The 20,857-nt window shown below is 70.3% G+C and carries 20 protein-coding genes; 15 read left to right on the top strand and 5 right to left on the bottom strand.

What is annotated here, in order from left to right; genetic code table 11:
* Positions 1–4: 4 nt before the first annotated feature.
* Positions 5–856: an HhH-GPD family protein gene (locus JF886_RS03335; RefSeq protein ID WP_337309596.1), complete on the bottom strand. Its 852-nt coding sequence runs from the start codon at positions 854–856 to the stop codon at positions 5–7.
* A 96-nt stretch (positions 857–952) separates the two neighbouring features.
* On the opposite strand from JF886_RS03335, the gene JF886_RS03330 reads away from it, so the two are divergent.
* From JF886_RS03330 to JF886_RS03300, 7 genes are all read left to right on the top strand, one after another.
* On the top strand, positions 953–2,053 hold the full coding sequence (locus tag JF886_RS03330; protein WP_337309595.1) for an isocitrate/isopropylmalate dehydrogenase family protein: 1,101 nt from the start codon (positions 953–955) through the stop codon (positions 2,051–2,053).
* Between the two features lies 1 nt (position 2,054).
* Complete coding sequence (locus tag JF886_RS03325; RefSeq protein WP_337309594.1) at positions 2,055–2,609, top strand: GNAT family N-acetyltransferase; 555 nt, start codon at positions 2,055–2,057, stop codon at positions 2,607–2,609.
* A 10-nt stretch (positions 2,610–2,619) separates the two neighbouring features.
* The gene (locus tag JF886_RS03320) at positions 2,620–3,543 is read left to right on the top strand and encodes a YihY/virulence factor BrkB family protein (RefSeq protein WP_337309592.1); all 924 of its coding nucleotides are present in this window, start codon (positions 2,620–2,622) and stop codon (positions 3,541–3,543) included.
* Between the two features lie 120 nt (positions 3,544–3,663).
* Positions 3,664–4,944, top strand: a complete 1,281-nt coding sequence (locus JF886_RS03315) for a sensor domain-containing phosphodiesterase (protein WP_337309590.1) — start codon at positions 3,664–3,666, stop codon at positions 4,942–4,944.
* Positions 4,901–5,698, top strand: coding sequence for a VIT1/CCC1 transporter family protein (locus JF886_RS03310; RefSeq protein ID WP_337309588.1), 798 nt, complete (start codon positions 4,901–4,903; stop codon positions 5,696–5,698). The genes JF886_RS03315 and JF886_RS03310 overlap by 44 nt, the downstream gene beginning before the upstream one ends.
* Before the next feature lies 1 nt (position 5,699).
* The gene (locus tag JF886_RS03305; RefSeq protein ID WP_337309586.1) at positions 5,700–6,521 is read left to right on the top strand and encodes a dihydrofolate reductase family protein; all 822 of its coding nucleotides are present in this window, start codon (positions 5,700–5,702) and stop codon (positions 6,519–6,521) included.
* A 40-nt stretch (positions 6,522–6,561) separates the two neighbouring features.
* Positions 6,562–7,113 (top strand): TlpA family protein disulfide reductase, encoded by a 552-nt coding sequence (locus tag JF886_RS03300; protein WP_337309585.1) that lies wholly within the window; start codon positions 6,562–6,564, stop codon positions 7,111–7,113.
* On the opposite strand, the gene JF886_RS03295 is transcribed toward JF886_RS03300, so the two are convergent.
* Positions 7,110–8,102: a DnaJ C-terminal domain-containing protein gene (locus JF886_RS03295; RefSeq protein ID WP_337309584.1), complete on the bottom strand. Its 993-nt coding sequence runs from the start codon at positions 8,100–8,102 to the stop codon at positions 7,110–7,112. The two genes, JF886_RS03300 and JF886_RS03295, sit on opposite strands and share 4 nt — an antisense overlap.
* A 99-nt stretch (positions 8,103–8,201) precedes the next feature.
* On the opposite strand from JF886_RS03295, the gene JF886_RS03290 reads away from it, so the two are divergent.
* Genes JF886_RS03290 through JF886_RS03275 form a run of 4 tightly spaced genes read left to right on the top strand, consistent with a single transcriptional unit; the run spans position 8,202 to position 12,973 of the window.
* Positions 8,202–8,795, top strand: coding sequence for a GNAT family N-acetyltransferase (locus JF886_RS03290; protein WP_337309583.1), 594 nt, complete (start codon positions 8,202–8,204; stop codon positions 8,793–8,795).
* Positions 8,796–8,838: 43 nt separating this feature from the next.
* Positions 8,839–9,762, top strand: coding sequence for a DNA-3-methyladenine glycosylase family protein (locus JF886_RS03285; RefSeq protein WP_337309581.1), 924 nt, complete (start codon positions 8,839–8,841; stop codon positions 9,760–9,762).
* A 51-nt stretch (positions 9,763–9,813) separates the two neighbouring features.
* Entirely contained in the window at positions 9,814–12,279 is a 2,466-nt protein-coding gene (locus tag JF886_RS03280; protein WP_337309580.1) for a DEAD/DEAH box helicase, read from the top strand.
* A gap of 28 nt (positions 12,280–12,307) precedes the next feature.
* On the top strand, positions 12,308–12,973 hold the full coding sequence (locus JF886_RS03275; RefSeq protein WP_337309578.1) for a DNA-3-methyladenine glycosylase family protein: 666 nt from the start codon (positions 12,308–12,310) through the stop codon (positions 12,971–12,973).
* On the opposite strand, the gene JF886_RS03270 is transcribed toward JF886_RS03275, so the two are convergent.
* Complete coding sequence (locus tag JF886_RS03270; RefSeq protein WP_337309577.1) at positions 12,888–13,310, bottom strand: hypothetical protein; 423 nt, start codon at positions 13,308–13,310, stop codon at positions 12,888–12,890. The two genes, JF886_RS03275 and JF886_RS03270, sit on opposite strands and share 86 nt — an antisense overlap.
* Positions 13,311–13,600: 290 nt before the next feature.
* Between JF886_RS03270 and JF886_RS03265 the strand changes: the two genes are divergently transcribed.
* The 3 genes from JF886_RS03265 to JF886_RS03255 all read left to right on the top strand — a co-directional run bounded on the left by JF886_RS03265 (position 13,601) and on the right by JF886_RS03255 (position 18,174).
* Positions 13,601–15,313, top strand: a complete 1,713-nt coding sequence (locus tag JF886_RS03265; RefSeq protein WP_337309575.1) for a sialidase family protein — start codon at positions 13,601–13,603, stop codon at positions 15,311–15,313.
* Between the two features lie 93 nt (positions 15,314–15,406).
* Complete coding sequence (locus tag JF886_RS03260) at positions 15,407–16,672, top strand: ribonuclease H-like domain-containing protein (RefSeq protein ID WP_337309569.1); 1,266 nt, start codon at positions 15,407–15,409, stop codon at positions 16,670–16,672.
* A gap of 11 nt (positions 16,673–16,683) precedes the next feature.
* Positions 16,684–18,174: a flippase gene (locus JF886_RS03255; protein ID WP_337309567.1), complete on the top strand. Its 1,491-nt coding sequence runs from the start codon at positions 16,684–16,686 to the stop codon at positions 18,172–18,174.
* On the opposite strand, the gene JF886_RS03250 is transcribed toward JF886_RS03255, so the two are convergent.
* Positions 18,164–19,078 carry a class I SAM-dependent methyltransferase gene (locus JF886_RS03250; protein ID WP_337309565.1) on the bottom strand — a complete coding sequence of 305 codons (915 nt, stop codon included), beginning with the start codon at positions 19,076–19,078 and terminating at the stop codon, positions 18,164–18,166. The two genes, JF886_RS03255 and JF886_RS03250, sit on opposite strands and share 11 nt — an antisense overlap.
* Before the next feature lie 47 nt (positions 19,079–19,125).
* The gene (locus JF886_RS03245) at positions 19,126–20,370 is read right to left on the bottom strand and encodes a L,D-transpeptidase (RefSeq protein WP_337309563.1); all 1,245 of its coding nucleotides are present in this window, start codon (positions 20,368–20,370) and stop codon (positions 19,126–19,128) included.
* Positions 20,371–20,438: 68 nt separating this feature from the next.
* Between JF886_RS03245 and JF886_RS03240 the strand changes: the two genes are divergently transcribed.
* A partial coding sequence (locus JF886_RS03240; protein ID WP_337309562.1) for a sulfurtransferase occupies positions 20,439–20,857 on the top strand: 419 nt, incomplete at its 3' end.

The raw sequence follows: 20,857 nt of genomic DNA, 5'->3' as shown, positions 1-20,857 counted from the left end.
AATCCTACTGCCGCAGTGCCAATTCGCCCGCAATCAGCCCGTCAGCGATCAACCCGTCGAGCGCTGCGCGGATGCGGTCAGCGGTCGCACCGGGTACGGCGCTGACTGCCATCGCCAGCTCGCCTGCAGTGGGTTGTGGGGTGCGCAGAGCCTGCTCGAGCAGCGCGCCGCGCAGCTGCCTGACGCTGCCGCGGTACGGCGCCTGGGGTGGTGCGGCCAAGGCCACCGCGCGGCCGCCAGCTCGCCAGGCGCAGGCCTCACGGAGCGGGCACGCGGCGCAGTCGGGCCGGGCGCGGCAGAGCGTGGCGCCAACGTCGAACAGCGCGTAGCTGTAGTCGCGCATCGACATCGCAGGCGGCCGGCCCACGACCAGAGCGGTGTCGAGCAGCGCCGGCGCCACCTCATGTGGCTCGCACCCGAGGGCTGCGCGCGCGGCCACACGCCCGAGGTTGACGTCGCGAGGGGGCGCCTGCGCGTCCACGCCGAGGTCGCTGAACGCCAGCAGTGCCCGCGCCGTGTACACGCCGATCCCGGGCAGCGCGCGCAGACCCGTCTCGTCGCGGGGCCAACCGTGCTCGCTGACCGTCGCGGCCACCAGCCACAACGCTCGCGCCCGACGTGGATACCCCAGCCCGTGCCACTCGCGGAGCACCTCGTCGAGCGGATCGGCGGCACACGCCGCCGCGCTCGGCCAGCGCGTCATGAACCGGTCCCAGCGCGGCAGCACGCGCGCCACCGACGTCTGCTGGAGCATCACCTCGCTCACCAGCACCGCCCAGGGGTCTGTGGTCAGCCGCCACGGCAGGTCGTGACGGCCGTTGGCCTGGAACCATTCCTGCAGGCCGGCGGTCCACACGGTGCCAGTGTCGCAGGAGACCAAGGGGGAACTGCGTCCTCCTCCCATCGCCTTCTGCGAGACTCCGCCGCGGAAAGAGACGAAGGAGGCAGTTCCATGGCGCGCCACACCATCACCCTGATCCCCGGTGACGGGATCGGTTACGAGGTCAGCGAGGCGGCGCGCCGGGTCATCGACGCCACCGGCGTGGACATCGAGTGGGAGGTGCAGAACGCCGGGCTCGACGTCGTCGAGGAGTTCGGGCAGCCCATGCCCGATCACGTCCTGGACTCGATCCGCAAGAACAAGGTGGCCATCAAAGGCCCGCTGACCACCCCGGTCGGCAAGGGCATCCGCAGTGTCAACGTGGCGCTGCGTCGCGAGCTCGACCTCTTCGCCCTGGTGCGTCCGTGCAAGTGGTACCCCGGGGTGCGCAGCCGCTACCAGGACGTCGACCTGGTGATCGTGCGTGAGAATACCGAGGACCTCTACGCTGGCATAGAGTTCGCGGAGGGTGAGAAGGACACGCTCGACCTCATCGAGAATATCGAGCGCCTCGGCGGCCGGCGCATCCGCGACGACTCCGGCATCAGCATCAAGCCCATCAGCGTCACGGCCACGCAGCGCGTCTTCCGCTTTGCCTTCAAGTGGGCGATCGACAACGGCCGCCGCAAGGTGACCGCCGTGCACAAGGCCAACATCATGAAGTTCACCGACGGGCTCTGGCTGCGCGTCGCCGAGGAGGTGGCCACGGAGTTCCCGCAGATGGAGTTCGAGGAGCGCATCGTCGACAACATGGCGATGCAGCTGGTGCAGAAGCCCGAGCTGTACGACGTGATGGTGATGCCCAACCTCTACGGCGACATCCTCAGCGACCTCTGCGCCGGCCTCGTCGGCGGCCTCGGCCTCGCGCCCGGTGCCAATACCGGCGATGAGATAGCCGTCTTCGAGGCAACCCACGGAAGTGCGCCGAAGTACGCGGGCAAGAACGTCGCCAACCCGATGGCGATGATGCTGAGCGGCGTGCTCATGCTTCGACACATCGGCGAGAAGGAGGCCGGCGACCGCCTCGAGGCCGCGATCGCAGCCATCGTCGCCGACGGCAGCAATGTCACCTACGACATGAAGTCGAGCCGCGACGATCCCACCGCGGTGAGCACGTCGCAGGTGGCCGACGCCATCATCGCCGAGCTAGAGCGGGCCGCGGTCCCCTCCTGAGATGGACATAACAGGCGAGCTGGTACGGCTGCGCGCGTTCCGCCCCGACGACGCTCCGGCGATCGCCGAAGCCCTCGCCGACCCGCGGGTGGTGGCGTACCTGGCGCAGTGGGCGCACGGGCCGTACACCCTGGAGCAGGCGAGGGCCTGGACAACGGAACCGGCCACCCCGGGCGCGTTGAACTTCGCCATCGAGTCCATCGCCGACGGCGCATTCGTCGGATCCACCGGCTTCCACGACATCGACCACCACAATCGCCACTGCGGCTGGGGGATCTGGATCGGTCCGCCGCACCACTGGGGCAAGGGCTACGGCACCGAGGCCTGCGTGCTCTCCGTGGAGTACGCGTTCCGATTCCTGGCCATGGAGAAGGTGCACCTGTACGTGTACGCTGGTAACGACCGTGCCCGGCGCAGCTACGAGAAGGCGGGTTTCGTCAGCGAGGGCATCCGTCGCCGCCACTACTGGCGTGATGGCGCGCTCACCGACGTCGAGCTGATGGCGGTGTTCCGCGACCATCCCCTGTACTCCGAGCGGATCGCCCCCATCGCCTAGCATCGCCGGGGTGAAGGACAGGCTCTTCCGGTCGCTCCCGGTCCGGGCGATCGGCCGCTTCCTCAACGCCCAGGGGCCGAACTGGGGGACGATCATCGCCTGGAATCTGTTCTTCGCCTTCTTCCCGATGGTGTTCCTGGTGATCAGCGCGGTCGGGCTCGCATTGCACGATCCATCCACGCGGGCCACCATTCAACAGCAGGTGCTGGCCGCGTTCCCGTCCTGCCAGGCGAAGCAGAGCAGCGGCGGCTCCTGCGAGCTGATCACCGCTCTCAACGATTTCCGGCGTAGCAGCGGGCTGTTCGCCATCGTCGGCGTCCTCGGCCTGCTCTGGTCAGGCGCCAGCCTCTTCAGCGCCATCGAGAATGGGCTCAACAGCCTCTACCCCTGCAAGTCGCGCGATTTCCTGCAGCAGAAGCTGATGGCGATCGGCATGGTCGTGGTCTTCATCGTCATGGCGCTGCCGCTGCTGCTCAGCGGGAGCCTGCTCTCACTGCTGCAGTCCATCCCCGGATTGCCGGGCTTCCTGCACGGCGGGGTGGCCGGGATCCTTCTCCAGGTGAGCGCAGGCATCGTCGACGCCAGCTTGCTCTTCGGGATCATCTACTACGTCGTGCCGCACCGCAAACAGCACGTGCGCGACATCGTCGCGGGCGCCATCGCCGCCGGCGTGCTGTTCGAGACGCTCACCCTGGTGTTCCCGCTGTACTTCAAGTTGGTGACCAACGCGCCCCAGTGGGGACAGACGTTCGGGCTGGTGTTCGTGCTGCTCTTCTACTTCTTCCTGCTCTCCCAGATCATCGTGCTTGGCGGTGCGCTCAACGCCGAGATCGGCCGTGATGCCGAGAGCTGCGACGCGCCGGGGTTGCCGGCCGGCGGTCTGGATGGAGAGGCTCTCCTCAAGGAACGAGCCGTCGGATCCGCCACCCGCTGACCCGAAAATTCTGCTCGACCCGTCACAGGTGTGTCGCAGGGCGGAAACCACGGGGCGAGGCCCGGCATACAGCGCAGAGTGTCGCCTGTGACGGAGCCGAAGAAACCACATGGACGGAATGTGATCGCAGGAGAGAGCACGCCCGGCGACAACGCGCTGACCACGCTCGCCCTCGAGGAGCCCGCCCGGATGCTCATCGACGACATCCTCGAGGCGGCCCGCGAATACCTGGACACTGACGTCGCGTTCGTCGCCGAGTTCGCCGGTGGCGAGCAGGTCTTCCGCCATGTCGCCGGCGATGCCGCGCTCTTCCGGCTCAGCTCGGAGCTGCGCGTCCCGCGCGGCTGGATGTACTGCCAGGCGATGACCGAGGGCGTCCTCAGCGAGGCCATCCCCGACACGGCCGCCGACCCCATCGCCTCCGCCATGGAGGTCACCCTTGAGGCCAACATCGGCAGCTACGTTGGCGTGCCGGTCAGCCTGCCCGATGGGCGCGTCTGGGGATCGATGGCGTGTGTCAGCCGCAGCCCCGACCACAGCGTGGGCAAGCGCGACGTGCGTTTCATGCGCATGCTCGCCCGCATCTACGCCGAGCAGCTGGAGCGCGAGGAGCGCGAGGCCGTTGCCCGCCGCCAGAAGCGCGCCCAGATCCGCGCGGTGCTGCGCGAAGGGCGGCTCACCACCGTCCTGCAACCGATCGTCGACCTGGTCAGCGGCGCTGCCGTCGGTTTCGAGGCGCTGGCCCGCTTCGAGGGGGAGACCCCGCAGCCGCCCGACGTCTGGTTCGCCGCCGCCGAGGAGGTGGGCCTTGGGCCCGAGCTCGAGCTGGCCGCGGTACGGTCCGCGCTCGAGCACCTCGACACCCTCCCGCCCGACACGTACCTGTCGATCAACGTGTCACCGGAGACTGCGGTCAGCACCGAGTTCGCCACGCTCATCGAGAACGGCACCGACCGCATCGTCATCGAGGTCACCGAGCACGCTGCCATCGGCGACTACCCGCAGTTCAACAGCTCGGTGGCGCGGCTTCGTTTCCGGGGCATGCGCTACGCGGTCGACGACGCCGGCGCCGGCTTCGCCACCTTTAGCCACATCCTCAGCACCAAGCCCGACATCGTCAAGCTCGACATGTCACTGATCCGCGATATCCATCGTGACCTGGCGCGACGCGCGCTGCTGCACGGGCTCATCTACTTCATCGAGCAGATCAACGCGACGGCGGTCGCGGAGGGCGTGGAGACCGTCGAGGAGGCCGAGTCGCTGAAGCGCCTGGGTGTGCACTGCGCCCAGGGCTACTACTTCGGCCGTCCCGGCGAGGCGGTACGGACTGTCGCGCCCAGCCGCCCCTCCCAGGCGGATGAGCGACGCGGCCGAGTCCGCGTTCTGCCGCTGGCGAAGTAATCTCTTGAGCGTGGAGCTCAAGGTCAGGCCGGCGGTGCCGATGCAGGTTCCGGCACATCGCCCCGAGCATCACCGCAATGTCCAGGGGGGCGCCGCCCGCGCGGCCGTCTTCGGTGTGAGCGACGGTCTGCTCACCAACGTCTCCCTCATCCTCGGCGTCGCCGGCGCCCACCCCGCGGCGGGCGTGGTCCGCCTGGCCGGCCTGGCCGGGCTCGTCGCCGGTGCGTTCTCCATGGCCGCCGGCGAGTACGTCTCGATGAGCGCCCAGAAGGAGCTGATCCAGCGGGAGGTCGCCATCGAGCGCGAGGAGCTGCGCCGCCACCCCGAATCTGAGCACAAGGAGCTGGTGGCGCTGTACGTCTCCCGCGGCGTCCCGGTGGGCGCGGCCGAAGAGGTGGCCACCGCCCTGGCCAGCGATCCCGAGCTCGCGCTGGAGGTGCACACGCGCGAGGAGCTCGGTGTCAATCCGGGCTCGATCGGGTCGCCCCCCGCTGCGGCGGCCTCCTCGTTCGGCAGCTTCGCGGTGGGCGCCCTGGTCCCGCTCCTCCCCTGGTTCTTCGGCAGCGGCACTGCGGCGGTGCTGGCCTCGATCATTCTCGGGGCCGTGGCTGCGCTCGCAGTCGGGGTCGCGCTTGCGTACTTCACCGGGCGTTCACCGGTGCGCACCGCGCTGCGCCAGATCGTCATCGCCGCGGTCGTCGCTGCCGTCACCTACGGCATCGGGACGGCGGTGGGAGTGCACACCGGCGCCTGAGGTGCAGCCGTCCGGCCTCTTCGAGGTTCTCGCCGAGATCGAGACGTCGCCGCCGCGGTGCGTCCTCGAGGAGGAGTACGGCGCCGCCCTGCGTCTCGATAGCGACCGGGTTGCGGTCAACTTTGTCAGCACCATCGACGGCATCGTCAGCTTCGGCAAGGACACGGACGACTCGCGCGCAGTGGGCGGAGGGATCGCTGCCGACCGCACCCTGATGGCGATGCTGCGTTCGGTCGCCGGCGTCATCGTGGTGGGCGTCGGCACGCTGCGGGCCACCACCAACCACCAGTGGACGCCGCGCGCGCTGGCGCCCGAACGCGCTGCCGACATGGATGCGCTGCGCGCGGCGGCGGGACTACCGGCAGACCCCGCCCCGCTCTTGGTGGTCTCCGGCTCGAACGTGCTGCCGCGCGACGCCGAGGCGGTGGGCCGGCCGGCCGTGCCGCTCCACGTGCTCTCCGCCGACGGCGTGCTCCCCGCAGCCGAGGCTTTGGCCCGGACCGGCGCACCGACCAGCGCCGCACCGGTTTCCGCGGCGGCCGTCGTCGAGGCGGCGCGGCAGCTGAGTGAGGGAGGACCGGTCCTGTGCGAGGGTGGCCCGCACCTCTTCGGCACCCTGCTCGACGGCCGGGTGCCGATCGATCTCTTCTTGACGGTGGCGCCGCAGCTGGCCGGTCGCAGCAACCACTCGGCGGAGCGGCGCAGCCTTGTCGAAGGAGTCGCGCTACCGTCCTTCACGCGGCGCGGCACGCTGCGTTCGGTGCGGCGCGCCGACAACCATCTGCTGCTCCGCTACCGGATCGACGCCGCCGGCAACGCGTAGCTGGAGCTGTGCGCGCGCGTTGCAGTGGGACAATCGCGGCGTGACCATCCCGCATTCGCGCGCACTCGCATGGCGTTCAGCGATGGTGCTCGTCGTGGTCATCGCCGGGGTGTTCTTCGCGATCCGCGGAACGTCCTCCGCGCCCCAGCCCGCCATCACGTCGACCGGCGCCACCAATTGGGAGCTGCCCCGGCTCAACGGCGGCGGCACCCTCAAGCTGGCCGACCTGCGCGGCCATCCCGTGGTGCTCGACTTCTTCGCCTCGTGGTGCACCGCCTGCCGCGGCGAGCTGCCCGGGATGGCCGCGCTGTCCCACCGGCTCTCGGGCCGGGTCACGTTCGCGGGAATCGACTCCGAGGAGACCGGCGACGGCCAGGCGATGGCGCACCAGTACGGGATCGATGGCTGGCCGCTGGCGCGCGACGTCGGAGGCAGCCAGGCCAGCGGATTGCACGATGCCCTCGGCACCCGCGGGATGCCGGTCACCGCGTTCTACGACAGCAACGGCCGGCTCGTCACGGTGGTCCCGGGAGCGATCGGCGAAGACGACCTGCGCGCTCGGATCCACTCTCTGTTCGGCATCAGCACCTAGGTCGTCGCACCGCCCTCCCGCTCCGCCCGCAGCTCCTCGACGAGCCGCTCGGCCGCGGGTGTGAGCTGGCTGGGCAGGCGCACGGACACCTCCGCGATGAGGTCGCCATGGCCGTCGCCATGGAGCTTGGGCAGGCCCAGGCCGCGGAGGCGCAGCCTCGCCCCGTTCTGGGTGGTGGGAGGGATGCTCAGCTGGGCGGTCGTGCCCCGCAGCGTCCGCACCGGGATCTCACCGCCCAGCAGGGCGACGTCGAGCGGCACCTCGACCTGCTCGCGCAGATCGCTGCGGTCCCGCGTGAAGCGGGGATGCGGACGAACCCGCACGCGCACGAAGAGGTCGCCGGAGCCGGCGCCATCACTGCCGGCGCCACCCTGGCCGGCGGCTCGCACTCGGGCGCCGTCGGCAACACCGGCGGGGATGCTGATCTCGACGCGGCGCGACCGTCCGCCGCCGCTCAGCTCGATGATTCGCTTGGTGCCGGTGTAGGCCTCCTCCAGGGTGATATCGGTCGTCCCCTCGACGTCCTCACCGCGCCGCGGCGCCACCCGGGTGCGCGAGCGCGCGCCTCCGGCGGAGGAGCGCCCGAACATCGAGTGGAAGAAGTCGGAAAAGGGGTCGGCGTCGCCGAACATGCTCTCCAGCTCGTCCGGCGAGACGGTGCGGTACTCCACCTGGGGACCGCCGCCGGAGCCGAACCCGCCTTGCGCCGCACCGAACGGGGACGGGCCGGGACGTCCCGCCTTGTCCCAAGCCTCATACTCGCGCCAGCGCGGGCCAACCTCGTCGTAGAGGCCGCGCTTCTTGGGATCGCTGAGCACCTCGTTGGCCTCGTTGATCTCCTTGAAGCGGCGCTCGGCCGCGGGGTCGTTCTGGTTGAGGTCGGGGTGGTGCTTGCGCGCCGCCTTCCTGAAGGCGGCCTTGATTTCCTTCTGGGTGGCCGTCTTGGGCACCCCGAGGATCGCGTAATAGTCCTGAAAGGCTGTGGCCACTGCCCCACGTTGTACCCGATCGCGCCGGACCGCAAAACGACAGACGCGACAAATGCGCCGCGCGTTGGCGGCCAGCGGCCATCCGATACAGTCGCGCCCATGGAGAATCCGCCGTCCGCGCGACGTGCGGCCCCGGCTGAGGTGGACCTGGTCGCTACGATCTTCGGCCTGGCGTTGGCACAGGACCCGCTGTGGAGCCGCGCGCTGCGGACCCTCCCCCTCGAACAGCGCGCACCGTTGTGGCACCTGTTCGTCGAGGGCGGGATCCGCCACTCGTGGACCTGGCTGGCGGACGGCGGTGCCGCGGCCTCCGTGTGGATCCCACCGGGAGAGACCGAGTTGGGGCCGGAGCAGGAGGCTCAGGTGGATGAGTTTGCCCTTCAACTCGGCCCTGGGGAGGCGGATTTCCGCGAGCTTCTCAGTCGCTTCGACGCTGCGCATCCGCACGCCGAACCGCACTACTACCTCTCGCTGCTCGGCACGCACCCGGAGCATCGCGGTCGCGGCACCGGCATGTGGCTCCTCGCCCACGACCTGGCCCTCATCGACGCCGAGCATCACGCCGCATACCTCGAGTCGTCGAACCCGCGCAACGACGCACGCTACCGGAGCGTCGGATTTGAGCCGGTCGGCGAGTTTTCCTACCCGGGCAACGGGCCTGTCGTGACGACCATGTGGCGCCTGCCGCGCTGACGAGCCACCAGGTCGCGGCCAGGTCCCGGCTATCGTGGACCGGGTGACCACGGTTGCCGACGTCCCGGTCCCCGAGCGGCGCTTCCCCATAGCCCACCTTCCGGTCGACCTGGCCACCACCACGTTCCCCCTGCGCCAGGGCACGCACGACCCCACCACCCGCGTCGCGGTCGGCCAGGTGTGGCGCGCTCTGCGCACCCCGGGCGGCCCTGCGACCCTCCATCTCCGCGTCGATGGTCGGGAACTCGTCGCCGGGGCGGTCGGCCCCGGATCCGTGCAGGCCCTCGAGCTCGCTCCGCGGTTGGCGGGCCTCCATGACGACCCCACCGCACTCCGGCCGCGGCACCCCGTCGTGACGGAGGCGCGGCGGCGCACGCCGGGCCTCCGCCTCACCTCCGGCACCGCCGTGTTCGACGCCCTGGTTTGGTCGGTTCTTGCCCAGAAGGTGGTCGGGTTCGACGCCCGCCGGGCCTACCGGGACCTCGTCACCCGGCTCGGAGAGCCGGCGCCCGGGGACGCCGGCCTGCTCCTCCCGCCCGACCCCGGTCGCATCGCGCGCACCCCGTACTGGACCTTCCACGAGTGCAACGTCGAGCGCCGGCGCGCGACCGTCATCGTGGCTGCTGCGCATCGCGCCGGCTCGCTCAACGCGCTCGCCGCCCTGCCCGCCGCCGAGGCCCGCGTCCGCCTGCAGTCACTGCCTGGCATCGGACCGTGGACAGCCGCCGAGGTAACCGCGGTGAGTCACGGCGACCCGGACGCCGTGCCGCTCGGTGACTATCACCTGCCCAACGCGGTTGCCTACGCGCTCGCCGGCGAGCCGCGAGCCGACGACGCGCGCATGCTCCAGCTGCTCGAGCCCTACGCCGGCCAGCGCGGCCGCGTCATCCGCCTGCTCATGTCCGGCGGTCGCGGCGCGCCGCGTTACGGTCCGCGGCTCAGCCGGCAGGACATCCGCGCCCGCTGAGCGGGCGGTGAGCATTGCCACCCGAACGGATGTTCGCTACACTCCGCCACCGTGGCCACCCTCGCCGATCCGGTCGCCGGCGCCCTGGCACGGCTGCGTGCCAGCGCCACCGTCGAGGGTCGCATCGTCCATGAGGAGCTGATCCCGGCCAACGCCGCCCAATACGCGGAGTGGCCGGCGCCGCTCGATCCCCGCCTGCTGGCCGCGCTGGACCGGCGCGGCATCGACCGTCCGTACATCCACCAGGCCGAGGCCATCGAGCACGCACTCGCCGGCCGGGACGTTGTGGTGGTGACGCCGACGGCGAGCGGCAAGACGCTGGCGTTCGCGGCCCCCGTTCTCGACGCGTGGCTGCACGACCCTGACGCGCGCTCGCTGTGGCTGTTCCCCACCAAGGCGCTGGCGCAGGACCAGCTCGCCGGCCTGCAGGACCTCGCCAAGCATCTTCCTGAGGGCCTGCGCGCCGCCACCTACGACGGCGATACCGCTCCGGGCCTGCGCCGCGCGGTACGCAACGACGGCAACATCGTAGTCACCAACCCGGACATGCTGCACAGCGGCATCCTGCCGCACCACACCAGCTGGGTCCGTCTCTTCCAGCACCTCCGTTACATCGTCATCGACGAGCTGCACGCCTACCGCGGCCTGTTCGGCTCGCACCTCGCCAACGTCCTCCGCCGCCTGCTCCGCCTCTGCCGCTTCTACGGCAGCAATCCCACGGTGATCGCGTGCAGCGCCACCATCGCCAACCCGCGCGAGCTCGCCGAGAAGCTGCTCGAACGTCCGGTTCACCTGGTCGATCGCAACGGCGCTCCCCGTGCCGCGCGCCGGCTGTGGTTCTGGAACCCGCCGCTGGTCGACGGCACCATGGGAGTGCGCAGGTCCGCGACGCTGGAGGCGAGGCGGCTGATGACCCAGCTGCTCACCAGCAACCTGCAGACCATCGCCTTTGCCCGCAGCCGCTCCAGCGTGGAGGTGCTGCTCACCTACCTGCAACGGCTGCACCCGGCGCCGCGCGAGGGCGGCACCGGGCCGGTGCGCGGCTATCGCGGTGGCTACCTGCCGCTGGAGCGGCGCGCCATCGAAGCCGGGCTGCGCGACGGCAGCGTGCGCGGGGTCGTCAGCACCAACGCGCTCGAGCTCGGCATCGACATCGGCAACCTTGATGCGGCCATCCTTGTCGGCTACCCGGGGAGCATCGCCTCGACCTGGCAGCAGCTCGGCCGGGCAGGGCGGCGCAACACCGAGTCGCTCGGCGTCTTCATCGCCACCGACTCACCGCTCGACCAGTTCCTGGTCAACAACCCGCGCTACGTCCTCGAGGCGCCCCCCGAGCACGGACTCATCAACCCCGACAACCTGCTCGTGCTCGGCGGACACCTCCAGGCAGCGGCCTTCGAGCTCGCCTTCGAAACCGGCGAGTCGTTCGGCGAGGCCGGCGTTGACACCACCGGCGCGCTCCTCGACCTCTTCAGGGACGACGGCCTCGTCCACCGCAGCGGCTCGCGCTACCACTGGGCTGCTGACGCCTTCCCGGCGGAGGCGATCTCCCTGCGCCGCGCCGCTGCGACCAACGTGGTGATCATCGACACCTCCACCGGTGCAGGAGGGCCGGGCCAGGGACCGCAGGGCCCGTGGGCGGGGAGCGGGGGTGGGCGTCCCGGCAGCGATGGCCGGGTGATCGGTGAGGTGGACCAGTTCGCCGCGCCCGTGCTGGTGCACGACGACGCCATCTACCTGCACGAGGGCCGCCAGTTCCACGTCGAGCGGCTCGACTGGGAGGAGAAACGGGCCTACGTCCACCCCGTCAGCGTCGATCACTTCACGCTCGCGGAGACACGGACCACCCTGCAGATCCTCGAGCGCTACCAGGGCCCGGTCGGCGACGTCTGCCGCCGCTCGCTCGGGGAGGTCCGGGTCAGCCGGCTCGCCACCATCTACAAGAAGGTGCGCTTCCTCACCCAGGAGACGATCGGCGCCGGGCCGATCACCCTGCCTGAGCAGGACCTGCACACCATCGCCGCCTGGACCGCCTTCGACCCGGAGCAGCTCCCCGGCATCGACCGCGCCGGGCTGGACTCCGGCCTCAGCGGTCTCGCCGCGGTGCTCCATTCGGCGGCTTCCCTGCTCTGCATGTGCGATCCGCGCGACATCGGCGCGCAGGCGCAGCTGCGCGCCAGTCCGTCACCCGCCGCGGTGCTCGGCACTCCGAGAGCGGATGCCGTGGCGCCGGCGACCGAACCGCAGGAGTTCACGCCCGGGTGGCGTCCGTCGGCCGATCGCAGTGCGATCGCACAGGAGGTGGGCTGGCCCACCGTCTACATCTACGACTCGGTGGCGGGCGGTGTCGGCTTCGCCGAGCGGTGCCACGAGCGAAGCGCCGACCTGGTGCGCATGAGCACCCAGCTGGTCACCGGCTGTGGGTGCGAGACGGGCTGCCCGTCCTGCGTGGGCCCGAGCCGCGCGCGAGTGGACGGCAAGTCGGCCACGCTGCGTCTTCTCGACCTGGCCCGCTGATCGGCGGCGGCGCGGTACGGTCACGCGCGTGCGCGCCACAACGGCCGCGGCATCGCCGCCACCGGTCATCACCAAGCCGCTGCGGTCGCCTGCGGCGATCGCCAAGCGCCTGGTCCGTCTCGACCCGGCGTTCGCACCCGTGGTCCGCGCCGCCGGGCCGTTCGCGCCGCGCCCGCCCAGCGGCGATGCCTTCAACGCCCTGGCCCGGGCCATCGCCTACCAGCAGCTGGCCGGCCGTGCCGCCGCCGCCATCCACGGCCGCTTCCTCGCCATCTACGGCACCGACCCGCCCACGCCTGACGCCGTGCTGGCCAGCCCCGTCGAGACGCTGCGCGCCGCCGGCCTGTCCGGGGCCAAGGCGGCAGCGCTCATCGACCTGGCCACCAAGATCAGCGACGGCACCATCCCGCTCGACCAGCTGGCGAGCATGCCCGACGACGAGGTGGTCGCCCGCCTGACCGCGGTGCGCGGGGTGGGGCGGTGGACGGCTGAGATGTTCCTCCTCTTCGACCTGCGCCGCCCGGACATCTGGCCGGTCGACGATTACGGCGTGCGCAAGGGCTGGACGCTGATACACGGGCAGGCGGCGATGCCCACCGCGAAGGAGCTCACGACGCTCGGGGACTCGCTTCGACCGCATCGGTCCGCGGCTGCCTGGTACTGCTGGCGCGCGGTGGATACGCTGACCCCGTGAGGTGCAGGGATCCCGGTGCATTGGTGCCGGTCCGCCGCCGCGCCACCCGGGACCGCCCGCCCCGCCAGCGGATGAGCTTGGTCCGGGTGGTCACCGCCGGCAGGTACTCGAGGCGTCCGAGCGGCGACTGAGCCCCGGCCACGCCGGCACCGTGCCGGGCACGGTGGCGCAGGCCGTCCGCGATCAGCACGATGGCCACCGACAGGCCCACGGCCACGGCAAAGGCGAAGAGGCCGAGTGAGACGCGCTCCTGCGGGCTGGGCAGCAGGAGTCCGGTGATCGCGGAGGCGATGGCCACCGACCAGGCGACGGAGGCGACGGTCAGGGGACGGGCCATCGGGCGATTCTAGGGAGGGGCCGCGGCATCGCACGCGAGCCGCCGGGCGTGCGCAAAGCACAACGGAGAAGCCCCTGAGGGAGCGGTCGGCGGACGAACCGCCAACCGCTCCACAGGAAGGGGGATGCAGCTTGCGCTGCCCTCGCAGTATACGGTCGCAACGGCGCTGCTCAGCATCCGCCGGTCGGTCGCTCGGTGGTCTTGCCGGGGTAGAGACGATTGAAGTCCTCGCCTCGAATCGCGGATACTCCTGAGCCGCACGTACACGTAAGGGTGGAGGAAGTACCGCGATGCGACGCAGCCTGATGGTGTTCGGCATGATCCCCGTGGTTCTGGCGCTCAACGCCGGCTCGGGTGGAGCGGCGACGGCGAGCGACCACAACACGCGCGACACGCGCGTCAACGTCGGCAGCCCCAGCACGCACTTTCCGCGCAACAAACAGAATGAGCCCGCGGTCTCCGTCGCCATTGACCCCACACATCCCAACGTGGTCGTGTCGGGCTCCAACGATGAGATCGACAACGCTCCGTGCAACGGCAGCCACTGCTCATTCACGCCGGGTATTTCAGACAACGGTGTCTATTTCTCGTTCAACGGTGGCACGAGCTACACCGAGCCTACCTACACGGGGTGGAGCGCGCGCACCGGGACGCCCAAGGTCGGCCCGATCGGCACCGTGCCGAAGTTCTATGAGAAGGGGCTGGTGGGAGACGGCGACCCGGCGCTGGCATTCGGCCCCAAGCCCGGCCCTCATGGGTTCTCGTGGTCGAACGGGTCGCGCCTCTACTACGCAAGCCTGACCTCCGATTTCCTCACCAGCACCACCATCCCGCAAGGCGCTGAGGGCATCGCGGTCTCGCGCACCGACAACGTCGCCAACGCCGCGGCGGGTGCCAAGAACGCCTGGATGGCACCGGTGGTGGCCTCGCGCCAGCTCGACCCCACCATCTTCAGTGACAAGGAGGCGCTGTGGGCCGACAACGCGTCGAGCAGCGACTACTTCGGCAACACCTACCTATGCTGGGCGTCGTTCAACGCCGTCGACAATCAGCCGCCGCTGGTGTTCGCGCGCTCGACCAACGGCGGCAGCAGCTGGTCCAACCCGGTGACCATCCTGCCCGGTTCCAGTGGCAATGCAGGTCCCAGCGGCTGCACCATCCGCACCGACAGCCACGGCGTGGTGTACGTCATGTGGCTCTCGGACAACTACCCGGGCACCTCGGCACAGATGCTGGCGCGCTCGTTCGACGGCGGCCGCACCTTCGAGGCCCCGCGCACGGTGACCAGCGTCATCGACGTCGGCAAGACGGACCCGGTGCACGTCGCCAATGGCGATCCGCGCCTGACCTTCGACGGCATTGCCGGCGCGCGCACGGGCAGCGATCCGAGCATCGACATCGCCAACGGCGCCCCGACCGGCAAGGACGCCACCGACCAGATCGTGATGACCTGGTCGGACGCCCGCCAGGGCCTCAACCACGAGAAGGCTCTGGTGCGGACCAGTTCGGATGGCGGGCGGCATTGGACAGAGGCGGTGGCTGCGCAGCAGGGCGGTGACCGTCCGGACTTCCCGGCCATCGCCATCTCACCCGACGGCACCAACGTGTACCTCACCTACGACGCCTTCATCGCGCCGTGGCGTGAGACCACCTCGACGCCGCGCCCGATGCAGGGCGTGGTCCGCCACGCGCGCGTCTCCCAGGTGGACCAGACGCTGAGCGGCTTCGGAACCCTGCATCGCGGCGCGGTCGGTGACGCGCGGGGCTCGTCGGAGAACAACCTGTGCTGCGAGTTCCTCGGCGACTACAACTACGTGTCCGCGACGCGGACATCGGGCGTGGCGGTGTGGAACGACGTGAGAGCGGCGCAGGTCTGCCCGGTGATGAACGCCTACCGGCAGTCGTTCCTGGCCGTCACTCGCCTGCCCAAGCCGTCGCCGGCGACGGATTGCCCGCCGCGGTTCGGCAACAGCGACATCTTCGGAGGCGCCTACACGCCGTAGCGCCCCGGTAGGGGGATGGCAGGGCGTGCGCGGCGCCCTGCCAAACCCCGCAACCCCGTTGCCAGGCGAACAGGTGTTCGCTACCCTGCGCGGGTGATCGACGCCAGGGCGGCCACCGTCAGCGCTCTGCGCGCGCGCATCGCCCAGCTCGGCGGCACTGGCGCATTCGCTCCCCGCCCCAGGCCGCCCGAGCCTGACCTCGGCGGGCGCGCTGCCGAGCTCGGCTTCCGCGTGGTCGAGACGGCGGCGGGCGCCACCTTCGTCCGCCCCCACACCGTCGACCTCGTCCCCTACCTCGAGGCCGCCGGCCTCGCAGCGGCACCGCCGGTCGCTGACCTCCTCGCGCTGCTCGGCCATCCCTCCGGTGACGGCGGCCCCGCCTGGGTGAGCGGCGAGGGCGTCGGCGTGCTCGACATCGAGAGCCTAGGCCTGCGCGGTAGCGGCGTCATGGCCTTCCTGGTGGCCCTCGGCGTCCAGCGCGGCGAGGTGCTCGAGTGCGAGCAGTTCCTGCTCGTCGACCCCGGCGACGAGGCGGCCATGCTCACCGCCATCGCACAGCGCATCCGCAGCCATCGCCTCTGGCTGACCTACAACGGGCGCAGCTTCGACATCCCCGTCCTGGCGGCGCGATGCACCCTCAACCGCCTCGACCCCACCGGCGTCGAGCCGCGCCTCCACGGCGACCTGCTCGGCCCGGTCCGCCGCCTCTTCCGGGAGCGACTCGGTGCCTGCACCCTGCGCCACGCCGAGATGTCGCTGCTCAACCACCACCGCGTCGACGACGTCCCCGGCATCGAGGCGCCGGGACGCTATCGCGCGTGGTTGCGCGGCGCACGGCCCGCGGTCGTCGCCGGGGTGGTGGAGCACAACCTCCAGGACATCGTCAGCACCGTGGTGGTGGGCGCCCGCCTGGCCGCCCACGTTGGTGGCGAGCGCATCCGTCCCGCCCACGCCGCCGACCCGTACCACCTCGCGCGCCACCTCCAGCGCCACGGGCTCGCCGACGCCGCCGAGGTGGAACTGCGCAGCACCATCGACGCCGGCATCGATCCGTGGGCGCGTCAAGCCGCGCACCGCCTCGCCGTCGTCCTGCAGCGGCGCGGCGAGATGAAGGAGGCGCTCGAGCTGTGGCGGCGTCTTCACGTCGAGGACCCCCGCGACCTGCGCGCCGCCCGCGGTTTCGCCATCCGCTTGGAGCGCGCCGGCGATCTCGGCACCGCGCTCGAGGTGTGCCGCAGCGTGCGCGGCACCCGCAGCGAGCTGGGCCGCTGGTGGTCGAGGCTGGGCGGTGGGGGAGACGCGGGCGACGAGGAGTGGGTACGTCGCGAAACCCGCTTGCAGCGTCGATTGCATTCGTAGAATGAGCCACCTTGCAGGAGACGACGCCGCCGCAGACGCCCGGCACCGTCACGACTGACTCCACCGGCGGGCTCGGGTCGAGGGCGCTCCGCTTCACCATCCTCATACTGCTGGCGCGCGTCGCGTCGCGGGTGCTCGCGCTCATCGGCGTCGTCGCCATCGGCAACGCGCTCGGTGACACCCGATTCGGACAGATGCAGACGGTGGTCACCTACACTGCCCTGGTCAGCGCGGTTGTCGACATCGGTTTCACCGCGCTGTACATCCGCGAGGGGGCGCGCGACCCGCAGCACCTGGCTCGCTATTTCAACAACGTCGCCTCGATCAAGCTGTTCCTGGTGGCGGTGGCGCTGCCGCTGCTGGCCGGGTGCCTGTGGTTCTCGGGCATCGAGTCCCTCCTGCTGCCCGGCTTCGCGCTGCTCGTGGTGAGCGGCTACTCGCTGCTTCTGCGCAGCACCCTGTACGCGTTGCAGCGGCTCAACTTCGAGGTTGCCGAGATCATCCCCGAGACAGCGGTGGTGCTTGTCCTGGCGCTGATCGGAGCACACATCCACGCCGGCACCGGCTTCTTCCTGTGGGCGTACGTCGCCGGCTACGCGTTCGCCACCGTGTACTTCATCGCGGTCCTGCTTGGCACGCGCATCCTGCGCCCGCGCTGGGAGCTGGACGTGAACCTCTTCCGCACGTGGATCCGCGCCGGCATCCCGCTGGCGATCACCTACGTGCTCACCACCGTGTACTTCAAGCTCGACGTTCCCATCCTCCAGCACTACCGCTCCTACGCGGAGGTGGGCTGGTACACGTTCGCGTACCGCCCCTTCGAGGCGCTGCTGTTCATCCCAGCGACGTTGCGCACGGTGATCTTCCCGGTGCTGTCGATCTACTACCGCAACGCACCCAACCGGGTGCTGGCCGCGGCGGAGAAGCTGTTCAAGGGCCTGGCGATCATGGGCTGGCCGATCAGCGTCGGTATCTTCCTCCTGGCGCCTCAGTTCAACGAGATCCTGGGCCTGTACCCGCAGAGCGCCGCCGCGCTGCAGATCCTCGGCATCGCCATCGCGGTCATGTTCGTCGACAACACCTTCGCGGCCATCTTCAACGCCATCAACCGCCAGAAGCTGTACGCCTACGTGGCGCTGTGCGGGCTGGCCATCAATTTCGCGCTCAACATGGTGCTGATCCCGCAGTTCGGCTACATCGGGGCAAGCTGGGCGACAGTCGCCACCGAGGTCGGCCTGGTGGCGGCGGGATGGTTCGCGCTGCGCGGCGCGCTGGGCACGTTGCGGCTGGTGCACATCTGCTGGAAGCCGCTCATCGCCGGCCTGGTGATGGGGGGCTTCATCGCGTTCGTCCATCCCCACGGCCGCTTTGCCGTGCTCGCGGTCACCGCGGTGGCAGCGGTGATCTACGCAGCCGTGCTGATTCTGCTCCGGACGGCCGACGACGAGGAGAAGGCGATCCTGCGCCGCACCCTGGGACTGCGCCGCCGGGCTAGCGGCTGACGGGCACCTCGAACGTGTCGGCGTGGCCGCGGTCGACGAGGTACTGGTTGGGGATGTGGCGGCTGGTGGAGGAGGAGCGGACCTCCGACCGCACCGGGTGGTCCATCACGTGCAGCGAGTAGATCTGCCGGAACCACTGCGGATTGCGGAAGATGCGCTGCGTCGGCAGCAGCGCGGCCAGCTCGATCTTGCGGCGATCGTGGGCAGCGTTGAACTCTTCGATCGCGAGCAGCTCACCCTGCCACCGGTTGTGTCCGTCGAAGAGCACGTCGTCGAGGTACATGACCGTGGTCGGCAGGTACTGCTCTGGGGCGCCGTCGAGGACGCGCAGGGCCTCTACCGTCGACCAGTAGTAGTCGACGTCGATCGACACGAAGCCGATCGGCTCACCCCTGGGCAGCGACTGCAGGAACGCGGGGATGGTCTCGTTGAGGTCGCCAAGCACCAGCTTGGTGTTGGCGGGCAGGTTGGCGCGCAGCGCGTCGAGGTCCATGCGGAAGTCGCCCTGCTGGTAGTACTCCGGATGGTCGCGGTAGTCACGCGCGGGGGGCATGCCCTGGCCGGTATCGAAGCCGTAGAGGCGGAAGTTGATGCCGAGCTCCTCGCCGACATGGCGGGCTATCTCGGCCATGTTCATCAGGCCGGCGCCACTCGCCACACCGAACTCGAGCAGGCTGACGGTGTGGATGTCACGGTACTTGGCGAAGCGCGCCGCCTTGAGCACGCTGTAGGCGTACGGCTGCTTGTAGATGAGATCCCAGTCGATCTTGCGGGTGTACGAGCCCAACGCCCATACCGCCGCCGAGGCGAGGTTGAGGTGGATCGGCTCAGTGAGGCGCTCGCGCGCGACGCGGCCCCAGACGCGGTTGGCACGCAGCACCCGCATCGTGTAGCGCATGGACATCGCGAGCTAGCTTAGCCAACCCACCTCGGCGGGCGGCGCGATCTGCGCTAGGGACCGCCGGCAGTCGAGGGGGGAGCGGTGTTCGACCCCTGCGCAACGCCGCTGTTGTCCCACTGCGCGAAGGGGATCTGCCAGTCGGCTTCGCCGTTGGAGAGGTCGGCGATGTTGCCGGTGTGGCTGATGATCACCACGTCGCCGGGGATCGCGTAGCTGTAATAGGTGGCGGCATGCGACGTGCTCAGGTTGATGCAACCGTGTGAGACGTCGGCGAACCCCTGCGAGCCCTCCGACCACGGCGCCGCGTGGATGAAGAAGCCGTTGGTCGACACCGCGGTGTCCCAGTACACGTAGTCGTGGTAGTAGTTCGCACCGCCGGGATGGCAGGCGGCCCCACCGAAGGTGCTGCACGAATCCATCATCACCTTCTGCGCCTTGTAGAGCACCACCAGTGTGCCCTCGAGGGTGCGGAACCCGGACTTGCCGAGGCTGACCGGCCAGGTGTTCACCAGCTGGTCGTTGGTGTACACCTTCATCGTGTGCGTGGTGTCATCGATCATCGACACGTGCTTGGCGCCGACGGTGAAGCTCTTCGTCCAGCTGGCCAGGCCGTACACGCCATTGCCGGCGTTGAGGCCGTGGAAGTTGGCGGTCACCGTGACCGTGGTGCCGCTCTGCCAGTAATTCTCGGGCCGGTAGTGCAGGCTGGCGCCGTCGAACCAGTGCCAGCCGCCCGTCTGGGGCGGGTTGGAGACGACGTGGAGGTGCTGCACCAGCGCGGCGCGCTGCGCTTGCGGCACCGAGGTGTTGAAGTGCAGGTCGACGGGAGCGCCCACGCCGACGGTGGCGCCGTCATCCGGCGTGCTGGTGGTGAGCAGGCGTGCCGACACCGAGCGCACCGTGGCGAAGGTCACGGCGGTCGAGGTGTGCGTGCCTCCGGGGCCGCTGGCGTTCGCGGTCACCTGGTACTGGGCGGCGAGATCGAGGCCGTCGCTGGCCGTCCAGGTCCGTCCGTCATCCGCGATGGCGCCGGGGACGGCGGCGCCGCCGACCTTGGTGACGCTCACCGAGGTCAGGGTGCCGATGTTGCTGGTGACCGTCACCGGGGCGTCCAGCGCCACACCGGTGGCGTGGTCGACGGGCGTGACGGTGACGTCAGGCGCGGCCGCGGCGAGCACAGCGTTGGCGCTGCCATTGGAGGCGGGGCCGCCCCCCGCGACCGGGGCGGAGCAGCCGGCCAGGATGCCCACGCCGCCAAACGTGGCGGCGAGCAGGAGAATTCGGCGAGAAATCATCGAATCGAACCGTACCATGAGGTCACCGATCCAAGCCGCGCGGAAGTACATATGTGCGCCGGTTCATGATGACAGAACGTCCAGCGGACCTCCCGGGTTCCGGCGCAGAGCAAGGTCCCACCATCGCAGTCGCCGAGCTTGCCGCCCTCATGGACGGCGCCGAGCCTCTGGTCCTGCTCGACGTCCGCTGGAGCCTGACCGGGCCGCCCGGTGCCGGCGACTACCGGCGTGGACACCTCCCCGGAGCATGCTTCGTCGACCTCGATCGCGACCTCGCCGGACCGCCGGGCGGTGGCCGAGGCCGCCACCCCCTCCCCGAGGCGGCCGTCTTCGAGAGCGCGATGCGGCGGGCCGGTGTGACCAGCGGGTCGACGGTGGTCGTGTACGACGCCGGCGGTGGGCTGAGCGCGGCCCGCGCCTGGTGGCTGCTGCGCCACCACGGCCACCGCGACGTGCGCGTCCTCGATGGCGGCGTCGGCGCCTGGAC

The organism is Candidatus Aeolococcus gillhamiae (assembly GCF_016464765.1).
GTDB lineage: Bacteria > Chloroflexota > Dormibacteria > Aeolococcales > Aeolococcaceae > Aeolococcus > Aeolococcus gillhamiae.
The sequence above is the reverse complement of the archived record's forward strand: the minus strand, read 5'-3'. Positions and strand labels throughout refer to the sequence as shown.

Excerpts from the sequence above, each read along its gene's own strand:
- JF886_RS03310 (WP_337309588.1), top strand. The coding sequence starts at position 4,901 with ATGAGCGACGCGGCCGAGTCCGCGTTCTGCCGCTGGCGAAGTAATCTC.
- JF886_RS03265 (WP_337309575.1), top strand. The coding sequence starts at position 13,601 with ATGCGACGCAGCCTGATGGTGTTCGGCATGATCCCCGTGGTTCTGGCG.
- JF886_RS03290 (WP_337309583.1), top strand. The coding sequence starts at position 8,202 with ATGGAGAATCCGCCGTCCGCGCGACGTGCGGCCCCGGCTGAGGTGGAC.
- JF886_RS03325 (WP_337309594.1), top strand. The coding sequence starts at position 2,055 with ATGGACATAACAGGCGAGCTGGTACGGCTGCGCGCGTTCCGCCCCGAC.
- JF886_RS03270 (WP_337309577.1), bottom strand. The coding sequence starts at position 13,310 with ATGGCCCGTCCCCTGACCGTCGCCTCCGTCGCCTGGTCGGTGGCCATC.
- JF886_RS03250 (WP_337309565.1), bottom strand. The coding sequence starts at position 19,078 with ATGTCCATGCGCTACACGATGCGGGTGCTGCGTGCCAACCGCGTCTGG.
- JF886_RS03330 (WP_337309595.1), top strand. The coding sequence starts at position 953 with ATGGCGCGCCACACCATCACCCTGATCCCCGGTGACGGGATCGGTTAC.
- JF886_RS03245 (WP_337309563.1), bottom strand. The coding sequence starts at position 20,370 with ATGATTTCTCGCCGAATTCTCCTGCTCGCCGCCACGTTTGGCGGCGTG.